Here is a 20,298-nt window from a genome sequence, read left to right as displayed (position 1 = left end):
GCCAGTCCCGGGAAGTTGGGAAAGTGTGATCTGGATCGCGGATAGGGTCGGATTCATGGAAATGTCCGAGGACCCGGAATTCTGCTCGATGATCGATCGATTGCGGGAAGAGATCGAGAATGACACCGGAGAAGTCCCGGCGGCATTCGGCGAACTCGCCGCGACGGACGATCCCGAAGAACTGCACCGCCTCCTCACCGCCCCCGGACAGCCGCTCTGGGCCCGCGAGATCGCCGCCTACGTCCTGGGCGTCACCGGCGACCCGCGCGCCTTCGAGGCCCTCGTCCTCCTCCTCAACCACCGCGACCCGGAGCGGTGCGTCACCGCCGCCCACGCCCTGGCCCGGCTCGGCGACCCGCGCACCGCGCGCGCCGCCGCCGCCCTCGCCACCAACGAACTCCGCGCCGCCTACGCCCTGCTGCCGGTGCGGCTGCTCGCCGAGCTGCGCGCCCCCGAGTCCGCACCGGCCCTGATCACCGTCCTGGAGCGGCGCCTGCGCACCGGCGACCCGCACTGGCGGGTCGGTCTCGCCTGCGTCGAAGGACTGGGCACCCTCGGCGACCCCCGGGCCCGCCCCGCCCTGGAGGCCGCGCTCCCGCACCCCCGGCTCGCCGCAGCCGCCCGGCGGTCACTCACCCGCCTCGACGGCGCCCGTTGACCCGGCACGCCGTCGCGCACCGGCCGGGGACGGCGTCACGACCGCCGTGAGCACCGCCGGGAGCAGCGTCACGACGGCCATGAGCACCGCCGGGAGTGCGGCCACGGCGAAGCACAGCGCCATCGGAAGCCGCCCCACCAGGAGCCCAGCCCCCGCCGTCGCCACCGTCGTGCCCGCGTTGAACCCGGTGCCGACCCAGGCGCCGGCCCGGGTGCGCCCGCCCTCCCCGGCGGACTCGTCGGCGAGGAGGTAGGCGCTGGTGATCGCCGGTGCCAGGAAGAGACCGCCGAGCGCCACCCAGCCGACCATCGCGTACGGATGCGGGGAGAGCCCCGCGGACGCCAGGACCGCGCCGAGGCAGAGGGACAGCACCGACAGGCGCACGGCCGTCGGGACCCGCCACGGCACGGCGCCGTGGACCAGGCCGCCGACCGCGCTGCCCGCGGACAGGGCCGCCATCGCCCACGGCACCGCCCCGGGACGGTGGTGTCCGTCGGCGAAGGCGATCACCAGCAGCTCGACGGCGCCCAGGCACATGCCGACCGCCGCCGCCACGGCCACCGCCCTGGACAGCCCGGGACCGGACGCACGCCGGCCGCCGGCCGCCCGGCCCTCGGCGGTGGAGCCGCGCTCCCCGGCTCCGTGCCGCACCGCGGGCGAGGCGACGAGGGCCAGGGTGCCGGTCAGCACGAGCCCCGCACTCAGCACGAGGCCGGCCGGCGCCGAGGCGAACCGCACGAGCAGCCCCACCAGCAACGGACCCGTGACGAAGAGGAGTTCCTCCGCCACCGTGTCGAGGCTGTACGCGCGCCGCAGCAGGTCCCGGTCGGTCAGCGTCGCGCTCAGCATCGCGCGGGTCACCGGCCCGAGCGGCGGCGGCAGCGCCCCCGCGGCGGAGGCCAGGACCGTCAGGGCGGCGGCCGGGGCCGCGGGCCGGGCCGTCGCCACCGCGAGCGCGACGAGCAGCAGCGCCTGCGCGGCGGCCGGCGGCACCAGGGCGCGGCGCGGCCCGAAGCGGTCGACGAGGGCCGCCCGCGCGGGCGAGAGCAGGACGGCGGTCAGCCCGTACGCGGCCATGACCGAGCCGGCCACGGCGTACGAACCGGTGCCGTCCTTGACGGAGAGGATCAGGGAGAGCGGGGCGGTGCCGTTGGACAGCCTCCCCAGGAGGCCCGCCGCGAAGGTGCGGCGCGCGTACGGAGCCCGCAGCACCGCCGCGTAGGTGGGTGCGGGGGAGTGGGCGGGGGAGGTCACGGACATGACGGGGTTCCTCGTCGGAGGGCGCCGGGCGAGGGCCCGGGACGCCGGGGCGTGCGGGGTCGGCGGGACACCGCGCCCGGTGGGCACGGTCGTCGGATCGCCGACTCCTACGCACGGAAGAGGAACATGCGCGTCAACGTAGCAAACGGAGCTCCGCCACGGTCTCGCCCGGGGCCGACCCGGCCTGCTCCGGAACCAGGGCGAACGCCTCGATCTCGACCAGGAGTTCCGGGCGGACCAGCGCGGAGACCTGCACCGCCGAGCTCGCCGGCAGCGGCGCTCCCGCGAAGTGGGCGTCCCGGGCGTCCCGGACCGCCGGGAGGTGGGCCACGTCCGTGACGAAGTAGGTCAGCTTCACCACGTCGCCGAAGCCCGCCCCGGCCGCCGCGAGGCAGCGCTCCAGGTTCGCGAAGACCTGATGGGCCTGGGCGGCGGCGTCGCCCGCGCCGACCACCGCCCCGGAGGCGTCGAGGGCGCACTGCCCGGATATCGCGACGAACCGGCCCGTGCCCCAGACGACGTGGCTGTACTGGGGGCTGGGCGCGAGGCCGTCGGGGGCGGGCAGGTGGGTGAGGTGGCTCGTCATGCCCCACATCCTCGCCCATGCCACTGACAGTGCCCGCCACCCCTGGCGGGGCGCGGGCACCGGGGGGTCGGAGGACCGGTCAGCGGACGTGGCCCAGGAGGCCGTGGAGGGCGGTTCCGGCCGGCTCCGCGCGCAGTGAGCCGGCCCGCTTGCCGGACGGCTCCGGGGCGGCCGCGGTCACCGGCTCCGGCTCGGGCTCGGGGAGCGCGGCGCACACCGCGTCCACCTCGGAGTCGCCCTCACCGCGCGGGACCTTTCCGGTGGCGAGGTAGGCGGCGAGGTGCTCGTCGAGGCAGTCGTTCCCGCCGAGGGTCACCCCGTGGTTCCCGCCGCCCTGCTCGACGACGAGGCTGGAGCCGCGCGTCAGCCGGTGCAGCGCGGCCCCTCCCTCGTACGGGGTGGCCGCGTCGTCCGTGGCCTGGAGGATGAGGACCGGCGGCAGCTGGTCGTTGCTGAGGTCCGGCGGGGTGAGGGACTCCACCGGCCAGAAGGCGCAGGGCGCGTTGTACCAGGCGTTGTTCCAGGTCGAGAACGGCGCCTTCGCGTGCACGTCCCAGGTGTCCTTGCGCCACACGTTCCAGTCGCGGGGCCAGCCCGCGTCCCGGCACTGCACGCTCGTGTAGACCGAGTAGCCGTTGTCGGCCGCCGCGTCGGCCTCCCCGTACCGCTCGTACGCCTCCGTGAGCGGCTTCGGGTCCGCGTCGTTGACGTACGCCGCGAAGGCGCTCGCCAGGCGCGGCCAGTAGCCGTTGTAGTACCCGCCCGGCAGGAAGGTGTCCTCCAGCTCGCCGGGACCGACCTTCCCGCCGGCCGGGGTCGCGCGCAGCGCGTCGCGCATCCGGTACCAGGCGGCCTCGACCCTGTCGGGGTCGGTGCCCAGCTTGTACACGGCGTTCTGCCGGGCCACCCAGGCCATGAAGTCCTTGTGGCGGGTGTCGAAGGCGTAGTCCTGGGCGATGTTGTCCTCGTACCAGACGCCGTGCGGGTTCACGACGGAGTCGAGCGCCATGCGCCGCACCCGGTCCGGGTACAGGCGCGCGTACACGGCGCCCAGGTAGGTGCCGTAGGAGTAGCCGAGGTAGTTGATCTTCTGGGCGCCGATCGCGTGCCGGATCGCGTCCAGGTCCCGGGCGGTGCTCACGGTGTCGATGTACGGCAGCACGTCCGCGTACTTCTTGCCGCAGGCCCGGGCGAAGGTCTGCGCCCGCTCGACGGCCGCACGCTCGGCCGCGGCCGAGCCCGGGACCGAGTCGGCCCGCACGGGGGCGAAGTGACCGGGCTCGCAGTCGAGCGCGGGCTCGCTCTTGCCGACCCCGCGCGGGTCGAAGCCGATCACGTCGTACTCGGCCGCCACCTTCGGGGGCAGCGAGGCCGCGACGTACCCGGCCATCCCGCGCCCGCTGCCGCCGGGGCCGCCCGGGTTCACGAGCAGGGGGCCCTGGGAGGTCTTCGCGGTGTGCGGGACCCGGGTGAGGGCGAGGGTGATCTTCCGCCCGGCCGGGTCGTCGTGGTTGAGCGGGACCTTCAGGGTGGCGCACTGGAGCCGGGGGTACGCCTGCGTGGCGCAGTCGGTCCAGGCGAGCGGGGGGAGCGGGCGGGGGGTCGGTTCACCGGCGTCCGCGGGGGCGGCGGGCAGGACGGTGACCGTCCCGGCGACCAGCGCTCCAGCGGCGATCAGCATTCCTGCGCGTGGGGTCATAGGGCGTTTGTGTCCCGAACCGGCCCGGAGAGGTCCTGTTTCGCCGAGAGTTGACCCGAACGGATGCGGATCCGACGGCGTGTCAGGTGACCGGTCCGATGATCGGAGAAGAGCTCCGGGGGTGCCTCACAGCAGGGTGAGCTGCTCGGGACCGGCGGCGTCGGCGGGCTCCTCCGGTACGGGGATCCGGCGTCCCGTGCCCCGGTGCGCGGGCCCGATGCCGAACTCGGCCGCCAGCTCGTGCACCTGACGGGTGATCCGGCGCTGGTACCAGGTCGGCGCGTAGGCCCCGTCCGCGTACATCCGCTCGTACCGCCGCACCAGGCCCGGGTGGTGCGCGCGGAGCCAGGTCATGAACCACTCGCGCGCGCCCGGGCGCAGGTGCAGCACGAGCGGGGTGACCGAGCTCGCGCCGGCCTCGGCGATCGCCCGGACCGTGGCGCGCAGCTGCTCGGGGCGGTCGCCGAGGAAGGGCACCACGGGCGCCATCAGGACCCCGCAGTCGATGCCGTGCGCGCCGAGGGTGCGGACGACGTCGAGGCGCCGCTGCGGCGAGGGGGTGCCGGGCTCGATCGTCCGCCAGAGCTCCTGGTCGGTGAAGCCGACGGAGACGGAGATGCCGACCTCGGTGACCCGGGCGGCCTGGGTCAGGAGCTCCAGGTCGCGCAGGATCAGGGTGCCCTTGGTGAGGATCGAGAACGGGTTGGCCCGGTCCCGCAGCGCGGTGAGGATGCCGGGCATCAGCCGGTAGCGGCCCTCGGCGCGCTGGTAGCAGTCGACGTTGGTGCCCATGGCGACGTGCGCGCCCTGCCAGCGGGCGGAGGCGAGCTGCCGGGCGAGCAGTTCCGGGGCGTTGATCTTGACGACGATCTGGGAGTCGAAGCCGAGGCCGGTGTCGAGGTCGAGATAGCTGTGGGTCTTGCGGGCGAAGCAGTACACGCACGCGTGCGTGCAGCCCCGGTAGGGGTTGACCGTCCATTCGAACGGCATCCGGGAGGCGCCGGGCACCCGGTTCAGGATCGAGCGGGCCCGGACCTCGTGGAAGGTGACGCCCCGGAACTCGGGGGTGTCGAAGGTCCGGGTCGTGACCGCGTCCGTGCCGAACAGCGAGATGTCGGCGGGGGCGGTGGGGTTTTCGCCCAGATTGTCCCAGCGCATGGACGCCTCCTCGGTGGCTCTGCCTCGACCGTTCGCCCAGAATAGAACATCTGTTCCCTTGATCGCCGCAACCCGGATTTCGCCCCCCGCAGCCCACGTGGTTCGCTTGGGCCACACCCTTGAGGAATCACGAGCTGGAGGAAGTCGATGGCGCAGGTCGAGGCCACCACGGAACGGATCATCGCCGCGGACGCGGAGACGGTGTTCGACGCGCTGGCCGACTACAGCGGCACGCGCGCGAAGGTGCTCCCCGAGCACTTCAGCGAGTACGAGGTGCGCGAGGGCGGCGACGGCGAGGGCACCCTCGTCCACTGGAAGCTCCAGGCCACCAGCAAGCGCGTCCGCGACTGCCTCCTGGAGGTCACGGAGCCCACCGAGGGGCAGCTCGTCGAGAAGGACCGCAACTCCTCCATGGTCACCACCTGGACCGTGACCCCCGCCGGTGAGGGCAAGTCCCGCGCCGTCGTGACCACCGTCTGGAACGGCGCCGGCGGCATCGGCGGCTTCTTCGAGAAGACCTTCGCGCCCAAGGGCCTCGGCCGCATCTACGACGCCGTCCTCGCCAAGCTGGCGGACGAGGTCGAGAAGTAACGCCCGGAGCGTTCACCGATTCGAGTGGATCGCCCGCACCCCCGTACCGGCGCTCCCGCGCGCCGGGGGGCGCGGGCCTTCTCGTAAACGCGCTGATGAGCGACCCAAGTGCGCCGTGGCGCAGGGACGTTCGCCCCCGGAGCGCCACCGCCCTCCCGCGCCGCCCGACTTGCTCCCCCTTCGCGCCCAATGCGAAGAATGGCGCGGCGCAGACGCCGCGACGAGGGGAGCAGGTACGTGGGTGCGATCACGATGGTCAAAGGCGTCCAGGACGCCGTGGGGGAAGCGGAACCCCTGCACGCTCCGCCCGCCGATCTCGCCCCGCCGGACGGGCCGGGCCCCGCCGCCCTCGACCCCCGCCGCGTACGGCTCGTCTTCTGCGGCCTCATGCTCGCGCTGCTCCTGGCCGCGCTGGAGCAGATGATCGTGGCCACCGCCCTGCCGAAGATCGTCGGCGAACTCCAGGGCCTGGACCGGATGTCCTGGGCGATCACCGCCTACCTGCTGACCTCCACCATCGGCCTGCCGGTCTACGGGAAGCTCGGCGACCTGCTCGGCCGCAAGGGCGTCTTCCTCTTCGCGATCGTCGTCTTCGTCATCGGCTCCGCACTCGCCGGCTGGTCCCGGACCATGGACGAACTCATCGCCTTCCGCGCGATCCAGGGTGCCGGAGCCGGCGGCCTCATGATCGGCGTCCAGGCGATCATCGCCGACATCGTCCCGCCCCGCGAACGCGGCCGCTACATGGGACTCATCGGCGCCGCCTTCGGCCTCGCGTCCGTCGCCGGCCCCCTGCTCGGCGGATTCTTCACCGACCACGTCTCCTGGCGCTGGTGCTTCTACTTCAACGTCCCCTTCGGGCTCGTCACCCTCGCCGTCGTCGCCGCCGTCCTCAAGCTCCCCAAGCCCACGGCACGCGCGCGCTTCGACGTCCTCGGCGCCCTGCTCCTCGCCGCCGCGTCCACCTGCCTGGTCCTCCTCACCAGCTGGGGCGGCACCGAATACGCCTGGGGCTCCCGGGTCATCCTCGCCCTGGCCTGCGGAGCCGCCGGAACGACCCTGCTCTTCCTGGTCGTCGAACACTTCGCGCCCGAACCGCTCATCCCGCTGCGCCTGTTCCGCGACTCCGTCTTCACCGTCACCGCGCTCGTCGGCGCCGTCGTCGGCATCGCGCTCTTCGGCGCCGCCAGCTACCTCCCCAGCTTCCTTCAGATGGTCGAGGGCGCCAGCGCCACCGAGTCCGGGCTCCTGATGCTCCCCCTCATGGGCGGCATCGTCATCGCCTCCGTCGTCTCCGGCCAGCTCATCAGCCGCACCGGCCACTACAAGATCTACCCGGTGATCGGCGGGGCCGTCGCCGTCCTCGGCATGTGGCTGCTCTCCCGCATGGACGCCGACACCCCGCGCCTCCAGCACAGCCTCTGGCAGGCCGTCCTCGGCACCGGCATCGGCCTGGTCATGCCGGTGCTGGTGCTCGCCGTGCAGAACTCCGTCCGCCCCGCGGACCTCGGCACCGCCACCAGCGCCCACACCTACTTCCGCCAGATCGGCGGCAGCGTCGGCGCCGCCGTCTTCGGCACCCTCTTCGCCTCCCGCCTCGACGACGCCCTCGGCGACCGCCTCGCCGGCGTCCTCGCCCAGGGCGGGCCGGTGTCCCTGCCGCCCGCCGAGTCGATCACACCGGGGACCGTCCACACCCTGCCGCCGGCCCTGCGGGACGCCTACATCCAGGCGTACGCGGACGCGATGCCGCGGATCTTCCTCTACCTCGTGCCGGTCCTCGTGCTCGGCCTCGTCCTCGCCTTCTTCCTCAAGGAGAAACCGCTGGTGTCCCACCACAGCCCCCTCACCGAGGCCACCGAGGCCATCGACCTCGGCGCCGCGCAGGCGTTCCCGCACGCCCGGCACGCGGCCCCCGCTCCCGCCAGCGCCGGACCCGCCCCCACGCACTCCGGGGTGCCGGTCTGCGGCACCGTCCAGCACCACGACGGCAGCCGCGTCCCCCGGGCCGCGCTCACCCTGATCGACGTCCAGGGCCGCCAGGTCGGCCGCGGCGCGAGCGGCGAGGACGGCCGGTACGCCCTCAGCGCCCCCGGTGGCGGCGCCTACGTCCTCATCGCCGCGGCCGGCGGACACCAGCCGCAGGCCGTCTCCGTCACGGTCGGCGACCGGCCCGTCGAGCTCGACGTCGTCCTCGGCGGCGCCGGGCGGCTCGCGGGCACCGTCGTCACGGCCGACGGCACGCCGGTCCGGGACGCCGCGGTCACCCTCACCGACGTGCGCGGCGAGGTCGTCGCCTCCACCCGCAGCGGACGCGAGGGCGGGTACGTCATCGGGGAGCTCGTCGCGGGCGAGTACACCCTCGCCGCCAGTGCCCCCGCCTTCCGGCCCGCCGCGCTCCCCGTCAGCGTCCAGTCCTCCCGCGAGACCCGCCAGGACATCGAACTGGCCGGCGGCGCGGTCCTGCGCGGCACCGTCCGGGCCGGCGGCGGGCGTCCCGTGGAGGACGCCCGGGTCACCCTCCTCGACGCCGCGGGCAACGTCGTCGACACCCTCACCACCGGCGCCGACGGCTCCTTCCGCTTCATCGACCTGTCCTCCGGCGAGTACACGGTCATCGCCGCCGGCTACCCGCCCGTCGCCACCGTCCTCCAGGTGGCCGGCGGAGGCCGCACCGAGCGCGACCTCCAGCTCGGCCACCAGGACTGACCGGGGCGGTGCTCAGGAGGTGGTCGTCGCCTTGCGCAGCGCGCTGATGCAGGTGCCGATCGCCTCCTGGAGGGCCTCCAGGCGCTGGAGCATGTCCGCCTCGTAGATGTCCTCCTCCATCACCTCGTCGAGGGTCAGCTCCTCGAAGACCTTCGTCGCCTTCTGCAAACTGCTGTAGAACCGCGTCCGCCGTTCCTGGACGCGCAGCGCCGGATCCTCCTCGACCGCCTTGGCGACCAGGCCCTTCACGGTGTCGTAGGCCTCGCCGGCCCACTCGCCCGCCTCCTCCGAGTCGTCCAGCTCGTCGAGGAGCGACAGATGGCGCTCGGCCTCGGCCCGCAGCTCGGCCGGCGCCTCCACGGTCTGTCCGGCGGGGGTCTTGATCTGGCCGTTCTCGACGATCTGCCGGACGTATCCGATGCGGTCGGCCGCCTTCGCCTCGCTCGCCACGGCCTTCTTCAGGTCGTCGGTGCGCGCGAAGGCCCTGGCCATCTCCGTCTGGAGCGCCGGGTCCTCCTTCATCCGGTCCAGCAGCGCCCCGCGCGCGGCCTCCGCCGTCCCGGGGTCGGCGAGGATCGCCGCCCGCAGCGCCGTCGGGTTCTCCGCGACCTCCAGTGCCTTCGTCGGCCGGATGCCCTCGGCCTCGGCCGCCGCGCTGATCGCCTGGCCCCGCACGGAGGAGGCGCTGTTGCGCGAGGCGTAGTACTGGAGCCACACGTCCGCGTCCGGCAGCTCGATGTCCTCGCCGGGGACCAGCACCTCGAACTGCGGGACCAGACCGTCGTCGGCCGCCATGTCCCAGGCCCGGTAGTGGCGCATGACCCGCTCGGGGGAGCAGCCGGCGAGCTGGGCGAAGGCCTTCGCCGAGACCTTCCTCAGGGCCGTCCCCTCGGCCGCCTGCCCGCCGGGCCGGACGCTCCGGGCCACCTTGAGGGCGAAGGCCCAGCCGCCGGTCCGCGCGTACACCCCGAAGTCGTGGGCGTCACGGACGACGACGGGATCGTGGGCCTGTCCGTCCAGGGGGTCGTCGTCGTCCTGGTCACCCTGGTCCTCCTGGGGTGCGTGGTGCTCCAGGGGCTCGGGGTCCTCCTGGTCCGGCTCGGGCTCCGAGTCCTCACGGTCCTCACGGTCCTCCAGGGGCTCGGGGGCCGACGGCTCCCAGAACTCGGGCTCCTCCGCCATGACGGGCCCCGCGGGCTCGGGGACGACGGGGGATCCGGGGACGACGGGGGATCCGGCGGGTCCCGGTACGACGGCGGATTCGGCGGGTCCGGGGACGGCGGGGGGCTGGGCCGCGACGGGCTCGGTCTCGGCGGGCGCGGATTCGGACGGGGTGAAAGCGATGGTCACCGAGAGCTCTCCGGAAGGTCGACAACGACGGCTGCGGCCGACAGCCTATACGCACCCCTTGGCGGCGTTTCGCCCGATTCGAGGGCCGCCGATCGGGTGGCGCGCCGGCGCGGCCCACGGCATCGTGCCCCACCGGGTGCCCGGGGCGCATCCGGAACCCGCCGGGCGAGCCGTAGGGCCGTCCGGCGGATGCCAGTGGTCCACTCCAACGACGTTTATCCACAGGGGTGGTAGGGCGGCCGGGCGGCGCGTACGGTGCCAGACATGAAGATCCTCATCAGCGCCGACATGGAGGGCGCGACCGGTGTGACCTGGCCCGCCGACGTGCTGCCCGGCACGCCCCAGTGGGAGCGGTGCCGCGCGATGTTCACGTCCGACGTGAACGCCGCCGTGCTCGGCTTCTTCGACGGCGGCGCGGACGAGGTCCTCATCAACGAAGCGCACTGGTCCATGCGGAATCTGCTCCTGGAGCGGCTCGACGAGCGGGCCGAGATGCTCACCGGGCGGCACAAGTCCCTCTCGATGGTCGAGGGCGTGCAGCACGGGGACGTCGACGGCATCGCCTTCGTCGGCTACCACACGGGCGCCGGTACCGAGGGGGTCCTCGCGCACACCTACCTCGCGAACTCCATCACCGGGGTCTGGCTCGACGGCGAGCGGGCCAGTGAGGGCCTTCTCAACGCCCAGGTGGTCGCGGAGTTCGGCGTGCCGGTCGTCCTCGTCACCGGGGACGACCTGACCTGCGAGGACGCCCTCGGATACGCCCCCGGGGCACCGAAGGTCGCCGTCAAGGACCACGTCTCGCGGTACGCGGCGGTGTGCCGCCCCCCGGCCAGGACCGCCGCCGACATCCGCGCCGCGGCGAAGACCGGCGCCGCACTCGCCGTCCGGCACGAGCCGGTCCGGGGCGGCCCCTTCACGGTGGAGCTCGAGTTCGACGCCGATCACCTGGGCGCCGCCGCCACGGTGGTTCCCGGCGTGGCGCGGGGCGGCGAGCGGCGCGTCGCGTACACCAGCGAGACCATGTACGAGGCAATTCGCACGTTCAAGGCGGTCACGACCATCGTCTCGGCCGCGGTGGAGGAGCAGTATGGCTGAGGAGGTCCGGAGCCCGGACACGAAGGCGCTCGACGAGGTGGTCACGTTCACCTCCGAGCTCATCCGCATCGACACCACCAACCGCGGCGGCGGCGACTGCCGCGAGCGGCCCGCCGCCGAGTACGTCGCCGAGCGGCTCGCGGACGCCGGGATCGAACCCACCCTCCTGGAGCGGACCCCCGGCCGCACCAACGTGGTGGCACGGATCCCCGGCACCGACCCCTCGGCCGACGCGCTCCTGGTCCACGGCCACCTGGACGTGGTGCCCGCCGACCCCGCCGAATGGAGCGTGCACCCCTTCTCCGGCGAGGTCCGCGACGGGATCGTGTGGGGGCGCGGCGCCGTCGACATGAAGAACATGGACGCGATGGTCCTGTCCGTCGTCCGCGCCTGGGCCCGCCACGGCGTCCGTCCCCGCCGCGACATCGTCCTCGCCTACACCGCGGACGAGGAGGCCAGCGCCGAGGACGGCTCCGGCTTCCTCGCCGACCGGCACGCGTCCCTCTTCGAAGGCTGTACGGAGGGCATCAGCGAGTCCGGGGCGTTCAGCTTCCACCCGCACCCCGGCCTCACCCTCTACCCGATCGCGGCGGGCGAGCGGGGCACCGCCTGGCTCAAGCTCACCGCCCACGGCCGGGCCGGCCACGGCTCCAAGGTGAACACGGCGAACGCCGTCACCCGCCTCGCCGCCGCCGTCGCCCGGATCGGGGCCCACACCTGGCCGGTCCGCCTCACCACGACCGTCCGCGCGGCCCTCACCGAACTCGCCGCCCTGTACGGCATCGACATCGACACGGCGGCCCGCGACCTCGATGTCGACCTCCTCCTCGACAAGCTCGGCCCCGCCGCCGCCCTCGTCGAACCGACCGTCCGCAACAGCGCCAACCCGACCATGCTCGACGCCGGGTACAAGGTCAACGTCATCCCCGGACAGGCCGTCGCGTACATCGACGGGCGGATGCTGCCGGGCGCGGAGGAGGAGTTCGCCGCGACCATGGACCTGCTCACCGGGCCCGACGTGGAGTGGGAGTTCCACCACCGCGAGGTGCCCCTGGAGGCCCCGGTCGACTCCCCGACCTTCGCCAAGCTGCGCGCCGCCGTCGAGCGCTTCGACCCGGCCGGCCGCGTCGTGCCCTTCACCATGTCCGGCGGCACCGACGCCAAGCAGTTCTCCCGGCTCGGCATCACCGGGTACGGCTTCTCGCCGCTCCGGCTGCCCCCGGACCTCGACTACGGCGCGCTGTTCCACGGAGTCGACGAGCGCGTGCCGGTGGACGCCCTGCACTTCGGCGTCCGCGTCCTCGACCACTACCTGAAGTCCGCGTAGACCCAGCACAGGGGGAGATGGGATGACCACGACCACGGCCCGGTACGGCAGCTGGCCGTCACCCGTGAGCGCCGCGCTCGCCGCCGCGCACGACGGGCGGCCCGAGTACCTCGGCACCGTCGGAGACGAGCTGTGGTGGACCGCGCCCCGCCCCGCCGAGGGCGGCCGGCGCGCCCTGGTCCGGCGGCGCGCCGACGGCACCGAGGAGAGCCTGCTGCCGCCCCCGTGGAACGTCCGGAGCCGGGTGATCGAGTACGGCGGCCAGCCGTGGGCGGCCGTCGCCCGGCCGGCCGGCGGACCGCTCGCCGTGTTCTGCCACTTCCCCGACCAGCGGCTCTACGCGTACGAGCCCGACGCCGCCCCCGGCGCCGAGCCGAGGCCGCTGACCCCCGTCTGCGACGTCGGCGGCGGGCTGCGCTGGGTGGACCCGGTCATCCATCCGGACCGGGACGAGGTGTGGTGCGTCCTGGAGGAGTTCACCGGCCCCGCGCCCACCGACGTGCGCCGCGTCCTCGCCGCCGTTCCCCTCGACGGCTCGGCGGCCGAGGACCGTGGCGCCGTCCGTGAACTCGCCGACGAGCGGCACCGTTTCGTCACCGGCCCCCGGCTCTCCCCGGACGGCCGCCGCGCGGCCTGGATCGCCTGGGACCACCCCCGGATGCCCTGGGACGGCACCGAGGTCCTGCTCGCCGAGGTCACCCCCGAGGGCACCTTCGGCGCGGCCCGGACCGTCGCCGGAGGGACCGCCGAGTCGATCCCGCAGGCCGAGTGGGACGCGGCCGGCCGGCTGCTCTTCGTCAGCGACCGCACCGGCTGGTGGAACCTCTACCGTGCGGAGGTCGCCGCCGACGGCTCCCTCGCCGCGCCGGAGGCGCTCTGCCCGCGCGCCGAGGAGTTCGGCGGCCCGCTCTGGAAGATCGGACTGCGCTGGTTCACGCCCCTGGAGAACGGGCTGATCGCCGTCGTCCACGGCCGGGGCACCACCACGCTCGGCATCCTCGACCCCGAGCGCCGCGCCCTCGCCGACGCGGCGGGCCCCCGCACGGAGTGGGCCGCCGCCCTCGCCGCGCACGGCACCCGGGTGGTCGGCGTCGCCGCCGGACCGCACAGCGCCTACGAACTCGTCGAGCTCGACACCCGCACCGGACGCAGCCGCGTCGTCGGCGCCGCCCACACCGACGCCGTCGACCCCGCCCACCTCCCCGAGCCCCGCGTCCGCACCTTCACCGGACCCGGCGGCAGGGAGATTCACGCACAGGTGTACCCGCCGCGCCACCCCCGCTACAGCGGACCCGAGGACGAGCTGCCGCCCTATGTGATCTGGGCACACGGCGGTCCCACCGGCCACGCCCCGCTCGTCCTCGACCTGGAGATCGCCTACTTCACCTCGCGCGGCATCGGCGTCGCCGAGGTCAACTACGGCGGCTCGACCGGCTACGGCCGGGAGTACCGGGACCGGCTGCGCGAGCAGTGGGGCGTCGTCGACGTCGAGGACTGCGCGGCCGTCGCGGCGGCGCTCGCCGCCGAGGGTACCGCCGACCCGGCCCGGCTCGCCGTGCGCGGGGGCAGCGCCGGCGGCTGGACGACGGCCGCGTCCCTCGTCTCCACCGACGTGTACGCCTGCGGCACCATCATCTATCCCATCCTCGACCTGCGCGGCTGGGCCACCGACGAGACCCACGACTTCGAGTCCCAGTACCTCCACGGACTCATCGGCCCCCTCGACCAGGTGCCCGCCCGCTACAAGGAACGCTCGCCGATCGAGCACGTCGACCGCGTCACCGCCCCGTTCCTCCTGCTCCAGGGCCTCGACGACGTCATCTGCCCGCCCGCACAGGCCGAGCGCTTCCTCGCCCGCGCGGCCGGCCGGGGCGTGCCGCACGCCTACCTCGCCTTCGAGGGGGAGGGGCACGGCTTCCGCAGGGCCGACACCATGGTCCGTGCTCTGGAGGCCGAACTCGCCCTGTACGCGGGGGCCTTCGGGATCGAGCGCACCGACGTGCCGGACCTGGAGTACCGCACGTGAGCCCCGTGGAGGCCCTCACCCGCGCGGAGCGGCTCCGGCCCGGGGCACGGGTCGCCGTCGTCGCCCCCAGCGGCCCGGTCCCCGAGGAGCGGCTCGCCCCCGGGCTCGACGTGCTGCGCGGCTGGGGTCTCGAACCGGTGGTCGCGCCGCACGTCCTCGACACCCACCCCGCGCTCCGGTACCTCGCGGGCGACGACGCGGCGCGGGCCCGCGACCTCACCGAGGCCTGGTGCGACCCCTCGGTCTCCGCGGTGCTCTGCGCCCGGGGAGGGTTCGGCGCCCAGCGCATGGTGGACCTCGTGGACTGGGCGGCGATCCGCGCGGCCGGGCCCAAGGCCTTCGTCGGCTACAGCGACGTCACCGCCCTGCACGAGGCACTCGCCGTCCGCGCGGGCTTCGCCACGCTGCACGGACCGATGGTCGCCGCCGCCACGTTCCTCTCCGACCCGGCCACCCAGGAGTCGCTGCGCGCCACCCTCTTCGAGCCCGACACGGTCCGGACGCTCGGCCGGGGGACGGGGCGGCCCCTGGTGCCGGGACGGGCCCGGGGCGTGACCCTCGGCGGCTGCGTCAGCCTCCTCGCCGCCGACCTCGGCACCCCGCACGGGCGGCCCTCGGCCCGGGGCGGGCTGCTGCTCCTGGAGGACGTGGGGGAGGAGCCGTACCGCCTCGACCGCATCCTCACCCAGCTCCTGCGCTCCGGGTGGCTCGACGGCGTCGCGGGCGTCGCCCTCGGCTCCTGGGAGGAGTGCGGTCCCTACGAGGACGTGCGGGCGGTCCTCACCGACCGGCTCGGCGGCCTCGGGGTGCCGGTGGTGGAGGAGATGGGCTTCGGCCACGGCCCGACCGCGCTCACCCTGCCGCTCGGCGTCCCCGCCACCCTCGACACGGACACGTGCACGCTCACCCTGGAGGTACCCGCCTTGCGGTGACGGGGCGTGTCGCCCCGCGCTGGTCGGACCGCTACTCCGGTGCCGTCCTGCGCTGGTGTGCGGCGGCCTCGTCGCGGCTGGTCTCCAGGTGGCGCAGGGCCAGCGCCTCGACGCGCTCCACGTCCCGTGCCTCGATGCCCCGGTACAGCTCCGCGTGCTCCTCGGCGACGACGGTGAAGTCGTCGTGCTGCCCGAGCATCCAGCGCATCCGGCTGCGCAGCGTCGCGTTGAGTTCGGTCAGCAGGGCGTTGTCCGCGAGCTCCGTGACGGTCTCGTGGAAGTCGGCCGCCGCCCGCCGGGCTGCCTGGCCGTCGCCCCTGGCCGCCGCGGCCAGTTCGGCGTCGAGGTCGGCGCGGAGCTGGGCGAGCCCCGCCCGGGTGCGGCGCTGCGCGGCGAGCCGGAAGCCGAGGACCTCCAGGGCGGACCGGACCTCGCCCAGGTCGGAGATGTCGGACGCGCTGAACTCGCGGACCACCGCCCAGGTGCGCGGCCGGGGCGTCACGAGCCCCTCCGCGACCAGGTCCCGCAGGGCGTCGCGGACGGGCAGCCGGCTCACGTCCAGCTCGGCCGCGATCTCCCGCTCGACCAGCCTGCTGCCGGGCGCCCGGGTCCCGTCGATGATCTGGTCGCGCAGGGCGCGCGTCACCCGCTCCGATTCGGGCTTGAACTCCTCAGCGCCTGTCATGCCGCCATTCTCCCACCGAGGAGGGCCGGGCGGGCCGCGGGACGAGCCGTCGGAGCGGGCTGCGCGGCCTTCACTGAATCTCCGTCAACAACCCGTGTCCGACGCGTTGACGGGCTTATGACACGTGTCACAGCATGGGCGGCGACCGAGTACCTACCAGTCGGTAGGTGCGGTGGGTCTCTCGGCGTCGCCCTCAGCGTGGAGGTCTCTGTGTCCCGTGCCGTGCCCCGATCCCGCAAGGTCCTCGCACTCGTGGCCGGTGCGGCCGCGCTCGCCGGGCCGCTCGCCCTCGCCGGCCCCGCCGTCGGTGCGGAGGAGCCGCCCGCCCCGTACACCGTCACCCCGCTCCGCTTCACCGTCGAGGCGGGTGGGCGCAGTTGCGCCGTCGACGCCGACCTCTACCGGCCCGCCGGGGTCGACGCCGCGCACCCGGCACCCGCCGTGCTCGCCACCAACGGCTTCGGCGGCAGCAAGAGCGACGACTCCACCGCCGCCGTCGGCAAGGCCTTCGCCGAGCGGGGCTACGTCGGCCTCGTCTACTCCGGCCTCGGCTTCGGGAAGTCCGGGTGCCTGATCTCCCTCGACGCCCCGGAGGCCGACGGCCGGGCCGCGGCCCGTCTCGTCGACTTCCTCGCCGGGACCCGCGCCGCCGACGACGGCACCCGTGCCGACTTCGTCACCCGGGACGGCGAGGGCGATCCGCGCGTCGGCATGATCGGCGGCTCCTACGGAGGCGCCGTCCAGCTCGCGACGGCCGCCGTCGATCCCCGCGTCGACGCCCTGGTCCCCCTCATCACCTGGAACGACCTGGCCTACTCGCTCGCCCCCAACGCCGCCGACCGAGCCACCCCCGGCGCCTTCAAGTGGCAGTGGGCGAACGGCTTCTACCTCATAGGCGAGGGCCAGCCCCTGCTGTCGCCGTCGCTCGACCCCAGCCGGATCAACTCCCTCGGCTGTCTGCACTTCGTCACCGACGCCTGCGACACGATCAGGCTCCTCAACTCCGGCCGCTACCCGGCCGCCGCCACCGAGCGCATGCTCGCCTACGCCCGAAGCGTCTCCCCGGTCTCGTACCTGGACCGGGTCGACGCCCCCACGCTCCTCGTGCAGGGGCAGTCCGACAGCCTGTTCAACCTGAACGAGGCGCGCGCCACCTACGACCGGCTCCGCGAGCGCGGCGTCGACACCCGCATGATCTGGCAGTCCTGGGGCCACAGCGGGGGACAGCGGGCGGGCGAGCTCGACCTCGGCGATCCCGGGGCGAGCTACGTCGGGCGGCGGATCCTGGCCTGGTTCGACCGGTACCTCGGGAAGAACACCGCCGCGGACACCGGTCCGGCCTTCGCCTGGTATCGCGAGGGCCGCGACGGCTACGGCACCGCCGACCGCGTCCCGGCGCTCAGCCAGCAGCTGTACCTCTCCGGCGACGGCAAGCTCGTCGACAACCGTACGAAGGTCGCACGCGGCTCCCGCCAGTACGCGAACTGGCTGGTCCCGACCAGCCACTCGGAGTCCTCGCTCGCCGGCATGATCGGCCTCCCCGACCCCCGTCCCTACGACACCCCCGGCACCTACCTCGGCTGGACCAGCGCCCCGCTCACCGGGCCCGTCGACCTCGTCGGCGCACCGAGTGCCACCCTCAGGGTCGTGTCGCCCGCGACCGAGCGCGTCCAGGACTCCGGCGACGCCGCCGACAAGCTCGTGCTCTTCGCCAAGCTCTACGACGTCGCGCCCGACGGGACGAAGACGCTGGTCAACAGGCTGGTCGCCCCGGTGCGCGTCCCCGACGTCACCCGCCCCTTCACCGTCGAGCTGCCGGCCATCGTCCACCGGTACGAGACGGGTCACCGGCTGGAGTTCGTCGTCGCGGCGAGCGACACCGCGTACTCCGGCAACCGGGGCATCAAGCCGGTGACCGTCGTGAGCGACCCCGAGTCCACCGGGACGCTGTCCCTGCCCCTGGTGGAGGGCAGGGTCGGCTAGGGCGTGTCGTCACACTCCCGTCTGCCCCGCGGGCGACGACGGGAGTGTGACGACCCGCCCTAGCGGGCCCTAGAGCGCCGCGTACCCCGGGCGGACGACCTCGTCGACGAGCCGTCGCCGCTCGGGCAGCGGCAGGAACGCGGCCTTCAGGGCGGCGACCGTGAACTCCTCGAAGACCTCCGGGCCGTATCCGAAGGCGTCCACCATGTGCTGGAACTCCTCGCTCATGGTGGTCCCGGACACCAGCCGGTTGTCCGTGTTGAGCGTGATCCGGAAGCCGAGGCGGCGCAGCTCGTCGATCGGGTGCGAGGCGTAGTCCTTCGCGGCGCCCGTCTGGAGGTTGGACGTCGGGCAGACCTCCAGGGCGATGCGGTTGTCCCGGACGTACGACGCGAGCCGGCCCAGCGTGCCGTCCTCGGCGATGTCGTCGGTGATCCGCACGCCGTGGCCGATCCGCTCGGTGCCGCAGACCTGCACGGCCTCGTGGATCGACTCCGCGCCGACGGCCTCGCCGGCGTGGATCGTGTAGTGGCAGTTCTCCCGCTTCAGGTGCTGGAAGGCCGCGAGGTGGCGGGCCGGCGGGTTGCCGATCTCGCCGCCCGCTATGTCGAAGCCGGCCACGCCGTTGTCCCGGTGCGCGACCGTGAGCTCCGCGATCTCCAGCGAGCGGTCGGTGTGCCGCATGCCGGTGAGCAGCGCGCGGACGGTGATCCGGCCGCCGGCGCGGCGCTCGCCCTCGCGGAAGCCGTCGTTGACCGCCACGACGACCTCGTCGAGGGTGAGTCCGCCCTCCAGGTGCTGCTCCGGGGCGTAGCGGATCTCGGCGTAGACGACACCGTCCGCCGCCAGGTCCTCGGCGCACTCGGCCGCGATGCGCGTGAGCGACTCGCGGGTCTGCATGACCGCGCAGGTGTGCGCGAAGGTCTCCAGGTAGCGCTCCAGCGAGCCGGAGTCGGCGGCGTCCCGGAACCAGACCGCGAGCTCGGCCGGGTCCTCGGTCGGCAGCGCGGTGTAGCCGCACGCCCGCGCCAGCTCGACGATGGTCGCGGGGCGGAGCCCGCCGTCGAGGTGGTCGTGCAGGACGGCCTTGGGGGCCCGGCGGATCCACTCGGAGACGGTGGCGGCGGCAGGCGTGGCAGGGTTGTCAGACAAGTGCATGGCCGGGAAGTGTACGCCACGGCGGCACGGGCCGCTGTGACGCCCCTGACGGCGGCCCCACGGGGGCGCGGGGCCGGGTGGCCGTGGGGACGCGGAGGTGAAGGGCGGAGGTGGGCGCGGGGGTGCCGGGTCAGGTCGCGGACACGGCAGAGTTCTGGCGCGCGAAGGTGGCGGGTGGGGCCCGGCGTGCGCCCCGCCCCGTCCCTCAGTGCGACTGGAGCACCGGCAGCGCGGGTGTGCCCGTCGGGAGCATGTGCTTGGCGGCCAGGACCGGTGTCTCGCCGACCCGCACCACCTGCGTGACCAGCACCGCGGGGGTGTCCGCCGGGCGGCCCAGCTGTTCCCCGCGCCGCCGACCGAGCAGCGTCGCCGTGATGCCGCTGTGCGCGGTCAGCGCGGTCTCCCGGGAGGCCGCGACCAGGACCGCCAGCATCGAGACCGCCCCGGCGCCCGCACCCTCCGCGTCCCGCAGGCCCCGCGCGAACTCCGGGTGCACCCGGTCGAGCAGCGCGTCGGGCGCGGCCCACTCGTGGCTCAGCGCCGCCGCCGTGCCCTCCCCGGTCAGGACCGACTCCCAGAAGCGCAGCTTGGCGCGGGCGGGCGCGAGCAGGTGCTGGGTGGTGAAGTCGGTCGGCTCCTCGGTGGTCCTCAGCAGCGCCCGCACCCGCAGCGGGGCACCCGCGCCGATCAGCTCCTCCAGCGGCTGGACGTGCTCGAAACCGCGCCTGGGGGGACGGTCGTTGACCGTACGGCCGACCCCGCGCCGCACCGTCAGGACGCCGTCCTCCTGGAGCAGCAGCAGCGCCTCGCGCAGGGCCGGCCTGCTGACGCCCAGCTCGGCCGCGAGCTTCGGCTCGGAGGGGAGCGTGGAGCCCGGCGGATAGGTGCCGTCGTGGACGGCGTCCGCGATTCGCTCGTAGAGCGCCACGACCGGTCGCCGCCGCTGTCCGCTGACCGCCACGGCCCCTCCTCGTCTCGTTCCCCGGCGCGCTTCCGGCCGGTCCGGGACCACGGTAGTCGGCCCTCGTTGTCTGACAAGTCACCCGTACGGCCCTGCTCGCCGTCACGGAGAGGCGCC

Annotated in this window: 16 protein-coding genes; 8 read left to right on the top strand and 8 right to left on the bottom strand. The window is 74.3% G+C overall.

Annotated features, from left to right (window positions below; all coding sequences use genetic code 11):
- Positions 1-55 precede the first annotated feature (55 nt).
- Positions 56-658 (top strand): HEAT repeat domain-containing protein, encoded by a 603-nt coding sequence (locus ACFYXU_RS25515; RefSeq protein ID WP_329853922.1) that lies wholly within the window; start codon positions 56-58, stop codon positions 656-658.
- On the opposite strand, the gene ACFYXU_RS25510 is transcribed toward ACFYXU_RS25515, so the two are convergent.
- The 4 genes from ACFYXU_RS25510 to ACFYXU_RS25495 form a co-directional block, all read right to left on the bottom strand.
- A complete protein-coding gene (locus tag ACFYXU_RS25510; protein ID WP_389460113.1) occupies positions 629-1,918 on the bottom strand; it encodes an MFS transporter in 1,290 nt (429 codons plus the stop codon). The two genes, ACFYXU_RS25515 and ACFYXU_RS25510, sit on opposite strands and share 30 nt — an antisense overlap.
- Positions 1,919-2,051: 133 nt before the next feature.
- Positions 2,052-2,504: a RidA family protein gene (locus ACFYXU_RS25505; protein ID WP_361397798.1), complete on the bottom strand. Its 453-nt coding sequence runs from the start codon at positions 2,502-2,504 to the stop codon at positions 2,052-2,054.
- 79 nt (positions 2,505-2,583) lie between these two features.
- Positions 2,584-4,203, bottom strand: coding sequence for an alpha/beta hydrolase (locus tag ACFYXU_RS25500; RefSeq protein ID WP_376509385.1), 1,620 nt, complete (start codon positions 4,201-4,203; stop codon positions 2,584-2,586).
- 126 nt (positions 4,204-4,329) lie between these two features.
- Positions 4,330-5,361: an Rv2578c family radical SAM protein gene (locus tag ACFYXU_RS25495; protein WP_389460110.1), complete on the bottom strand. Its 1,032-nt coding sequence runs from the start codon at positions 5,359-5,361 to the stop codon at positions 4,330-4,332.
- A 147-nt stretch (positions 5,362-5,508) separates the two neighbouring features.
- On the opposite strand from ACFYXU_RS25495, the gene ACFYXU_RS25490 reads away from it, so the two are divergent.
- The gene (locus ACFYXU_RS25490; RefSeq protein WP_329853916.1) at positions 5,509-5,952 is read left to right on the top strand and encodes an SRPBCC family protein; all 444 of its coding nucleotides are present in this window, start codon (positions 5,509-5,511) and stop codon (positions 5,950-5,952) included.
- Positions 5,953-6,189: 237 nt separating this feature from the next.
- Complete coding sequence (locus ACFYXU_RS25485; protein WP_389460108.1) at positions 6,190-8,661, top strand: MFS transporter; 2,472 nt, start codon at positions 6,190-6,192, stop codon at positions 8,659-8,661.
- Between the two features lie 12 nt (positions 8,662-8,673).
- Here the strand turns inward: ACFYXU_RS25485 and ACFYXU_RS25480 are convergent, their stop codons facing one another.
- Entirely contained in the window at positions 8,674-9,843 is a 1,170-nt protein-coding gene (locus ACFYXU_RS25480) for a hypothetical protein (RefSeq protein WP_389406463.1), read from the bottom strand.
- 432 nt (positions 9,844-10,275) lie between these two features.
- Here ACFYXU_RS25480 and ACFYXU_RS25475 point away from each other — a divergent pair, with 432 nt between their 5' ends.
- The 4 genes from ACFYXU_RS25475 to ACFYXU_RS25460 are packed head-to-tail and all read left to right on the top strand — an operon-like array spanning position 10,276 to position 15,394.
- Positions 10,276-11,109, top strand: a complete 834-nt coding sequence (locus ACFYXU_RS25475) for a M55 family metallopeptidase (protein ID WP_384566190.1) — start codon at positions 10,276-10,278, stop codon at positions 11,107-11,109.
- Entirely contained in the window at positions 11,102-12,436 is a 1,335-nt protein-coding gene (locus tag ACFYXU_RS25470; protein WP_376509391.1) for a M20/M25/M40 family metallo-hydrolase, read from the top strand. The genes ACFYXU_RS25475 and ACFYXU_RS25470 overlap by 8 nt, the downstream gene beginning before the upstream one ends.
- 22 nt (positions 12,437-12,458) lie before the next feature.
- Positions 12,459-14,462, top strand: coding sequence for a S9 family peptidase (locus ACFYXU_RS25465; protein ID WP_389406354.1), 2,004 nt, complete (start codon positions 12,459-12,461; stop codon positions 14,460-14,462).
- On the top strand, positions 14,459-15,394 hold the full coding sequence (locus ACFYXU_RS25460) for an LD-carboxypeptidase (RefSeq protein ID WP_389406353.1): 936 nt from the start codon (positions 14,459-14,461) through the stop codon (positions 15,392-15,394). Before ACFYXU_RS25465 ends, ACFYXU_RS25460 begins: the two co-directional genes overlap by 4 nt.
- A gap of 31 nt (positions 15,395-15,425) precedes the next feature.
- Here ACFYXU_RS25460 and ACFYXU_RS25455 read toward each other — a convergent pair whose 3' ends face one another.
- Positions 15,426-16,079: a GntR family transcriptional regulator gene (locus ACFYXU_RS25455; protein ID WP_376509398.1), complete on the bottom strand. Its 654-nt coding sequence runs from the start codon at positions 16,077-16,079 to the stop codon at positions 15,426-15,428.
- A 210-nt stretch (positions 16,080-16,289) separates the two neighbouring features.
- Here ACFYXU_RS25455 and ACFYXU_RS25450 point away from each other — a divergent pair, with 210 nt between their 5' ends.
- Entirely contained in the window at positions 16,290-18,062 is a 1,773-nt protein-coding gene (locus ACFYXU_RS25450) for a CocE/NonD family hydrolase (RefSeq protein ID WP_389460105.1), read from the top strand.
- A gap of 69 nt (positions 18,063-18,131) precedes the next feature.
- Here the strand turns inward: ACFYXU_RS25450 and ACFYXU_RS25445 are convergent, their stop codons facing one another.
- Both ACFYXU_RS25445 and ACFYXU_RS25440 read right to left on the bottom strand, forming a co-directional pair.
- Positions 18,132-19,220, bottom strand: a complete 1,089-nt coding sequence (locus tag ACFYXU_RS25445) for an adenosine deaminase (RefSeq protein WP_389460102.1) — start codon at positions 19,218-19,220, stop codon at positions 18,132-18,134.
- A gap of 205 nt (positions 19,221-19,425) precedes the next feature.
- A complete protein-coding gene (locus tag ACFYXU_RS25440; RefSeq protein ID WP_389460100.1) occupies positions 19,426-20,181 on the bottom strand; it encodes a GntR family transcriptional regulator in 756 nt (251 codons plus the stop codon).
- Between the last annotated feature and the right edge of the window lie 117 nt (positions 20,182-20,298).

The organism is Streptomyces sp. NPDC002232 (assembly GCF_042890295.1).
In the GTDB taxonomy this organism is placed as follows: domain Bacteria; phylum Actinomycetota; class Actinomycetes; order Streptomycetales; family Streptomycetaceae; genus Streptomyces.
The sequence above is the reverse complement of the archived record's forward strand: the minus strand, read 5'-3'. Positions and strand labels throughout refer to the sequence as shown.

Bases quoted from the DNA above. Each gene is read 5' to 3' on its own strand.
- ACFYXU_RS25515 (WP_329853922.1), top strand. From the start codon at position 56: ATGGAAATGTCCGAGGACCCGGAATTCTGCTCGATGATCGATCGATTG.
- ACFYXU_RS25510 (WP_389460113.1), bottom strand. From the start codon at position 1,918: ATGTCCGTGACCTCCCCCGCCCACTCCCCCGCACCCACCTACGCGGCG.
- ACFYXU_RS25505 (WP_361397798.1), bottom strand. From the start codon at position 2,504: ATGACGAGCCACCTCACCCACCTGCCCGCCCCCGACGGCCTCGCGCCC.
- ACFYXU_RS25500 (WP_376509385.1), bottom strand. From the start codon at position 4,203: ATGACCCCACGCGCAGGAATGCTGATCGCCGCTGGAGCGCTGGTCGCC.
- ACFYXU_RS25495 (WP_389460110.1), bottom strand. From the start codon at position 5,361: ATGCGCTGGGACAATCTGGGCGAAAACCCCACCGCCCCCGCCGACATC.
- ACFYXU_RS25490 (WP_329853916.1), top strand. From the start codon at position 5,509: ATGGCGCAGGTCGAGGCCACCACGGAACGGATCATCGCCGCGGACGCG.
- ACFYXU_RS25480 (WP_389406463.1), bottom strand. From the start codon at position 9,843: ATGGCGGAGGAGCCCGAGTTCTGGGAGCCGTCGGCCCCCGAGCCCCTG.
- ACFYXU_RS25475 (WP_384566190.1), top strand. From the start codon at position 10,276: ATGAAGATCCTCATCAGCGCCGACATGGAGGGCGCGACCGGTGTGACC.
- ACFYXU_RS25470 (WP_376509391.1), top strand. From the start codon at position 11,102: ATGGCTGAGGAGGTCCGGAGCCCGGACACGAAGGCGCTCGACGAGGTG.
- ACFYXU_RS25465 (WP_389406354.1), top strand. From the start codon at position 12,459: ATGACCACGACCACGGCCCGGTACGGCAGCTGGCCGTCACCCGTGAGC.
- ACFYXU_RS25455 (WP_376509398.1), bottom strand. From the start codon at position 16,079: ATGACAGGCGCTGAGGAGTTCAAGCCCGAATCGGAGCGGGTGACGCGC.
- ACFYXU_RS25445 (WP_389460102.1), bottom strand. From the start codon at position 19,220: ATGCACTTGTCTGACAACCCTGCCACGCCTGCCGCCGCCACCGTCTCC.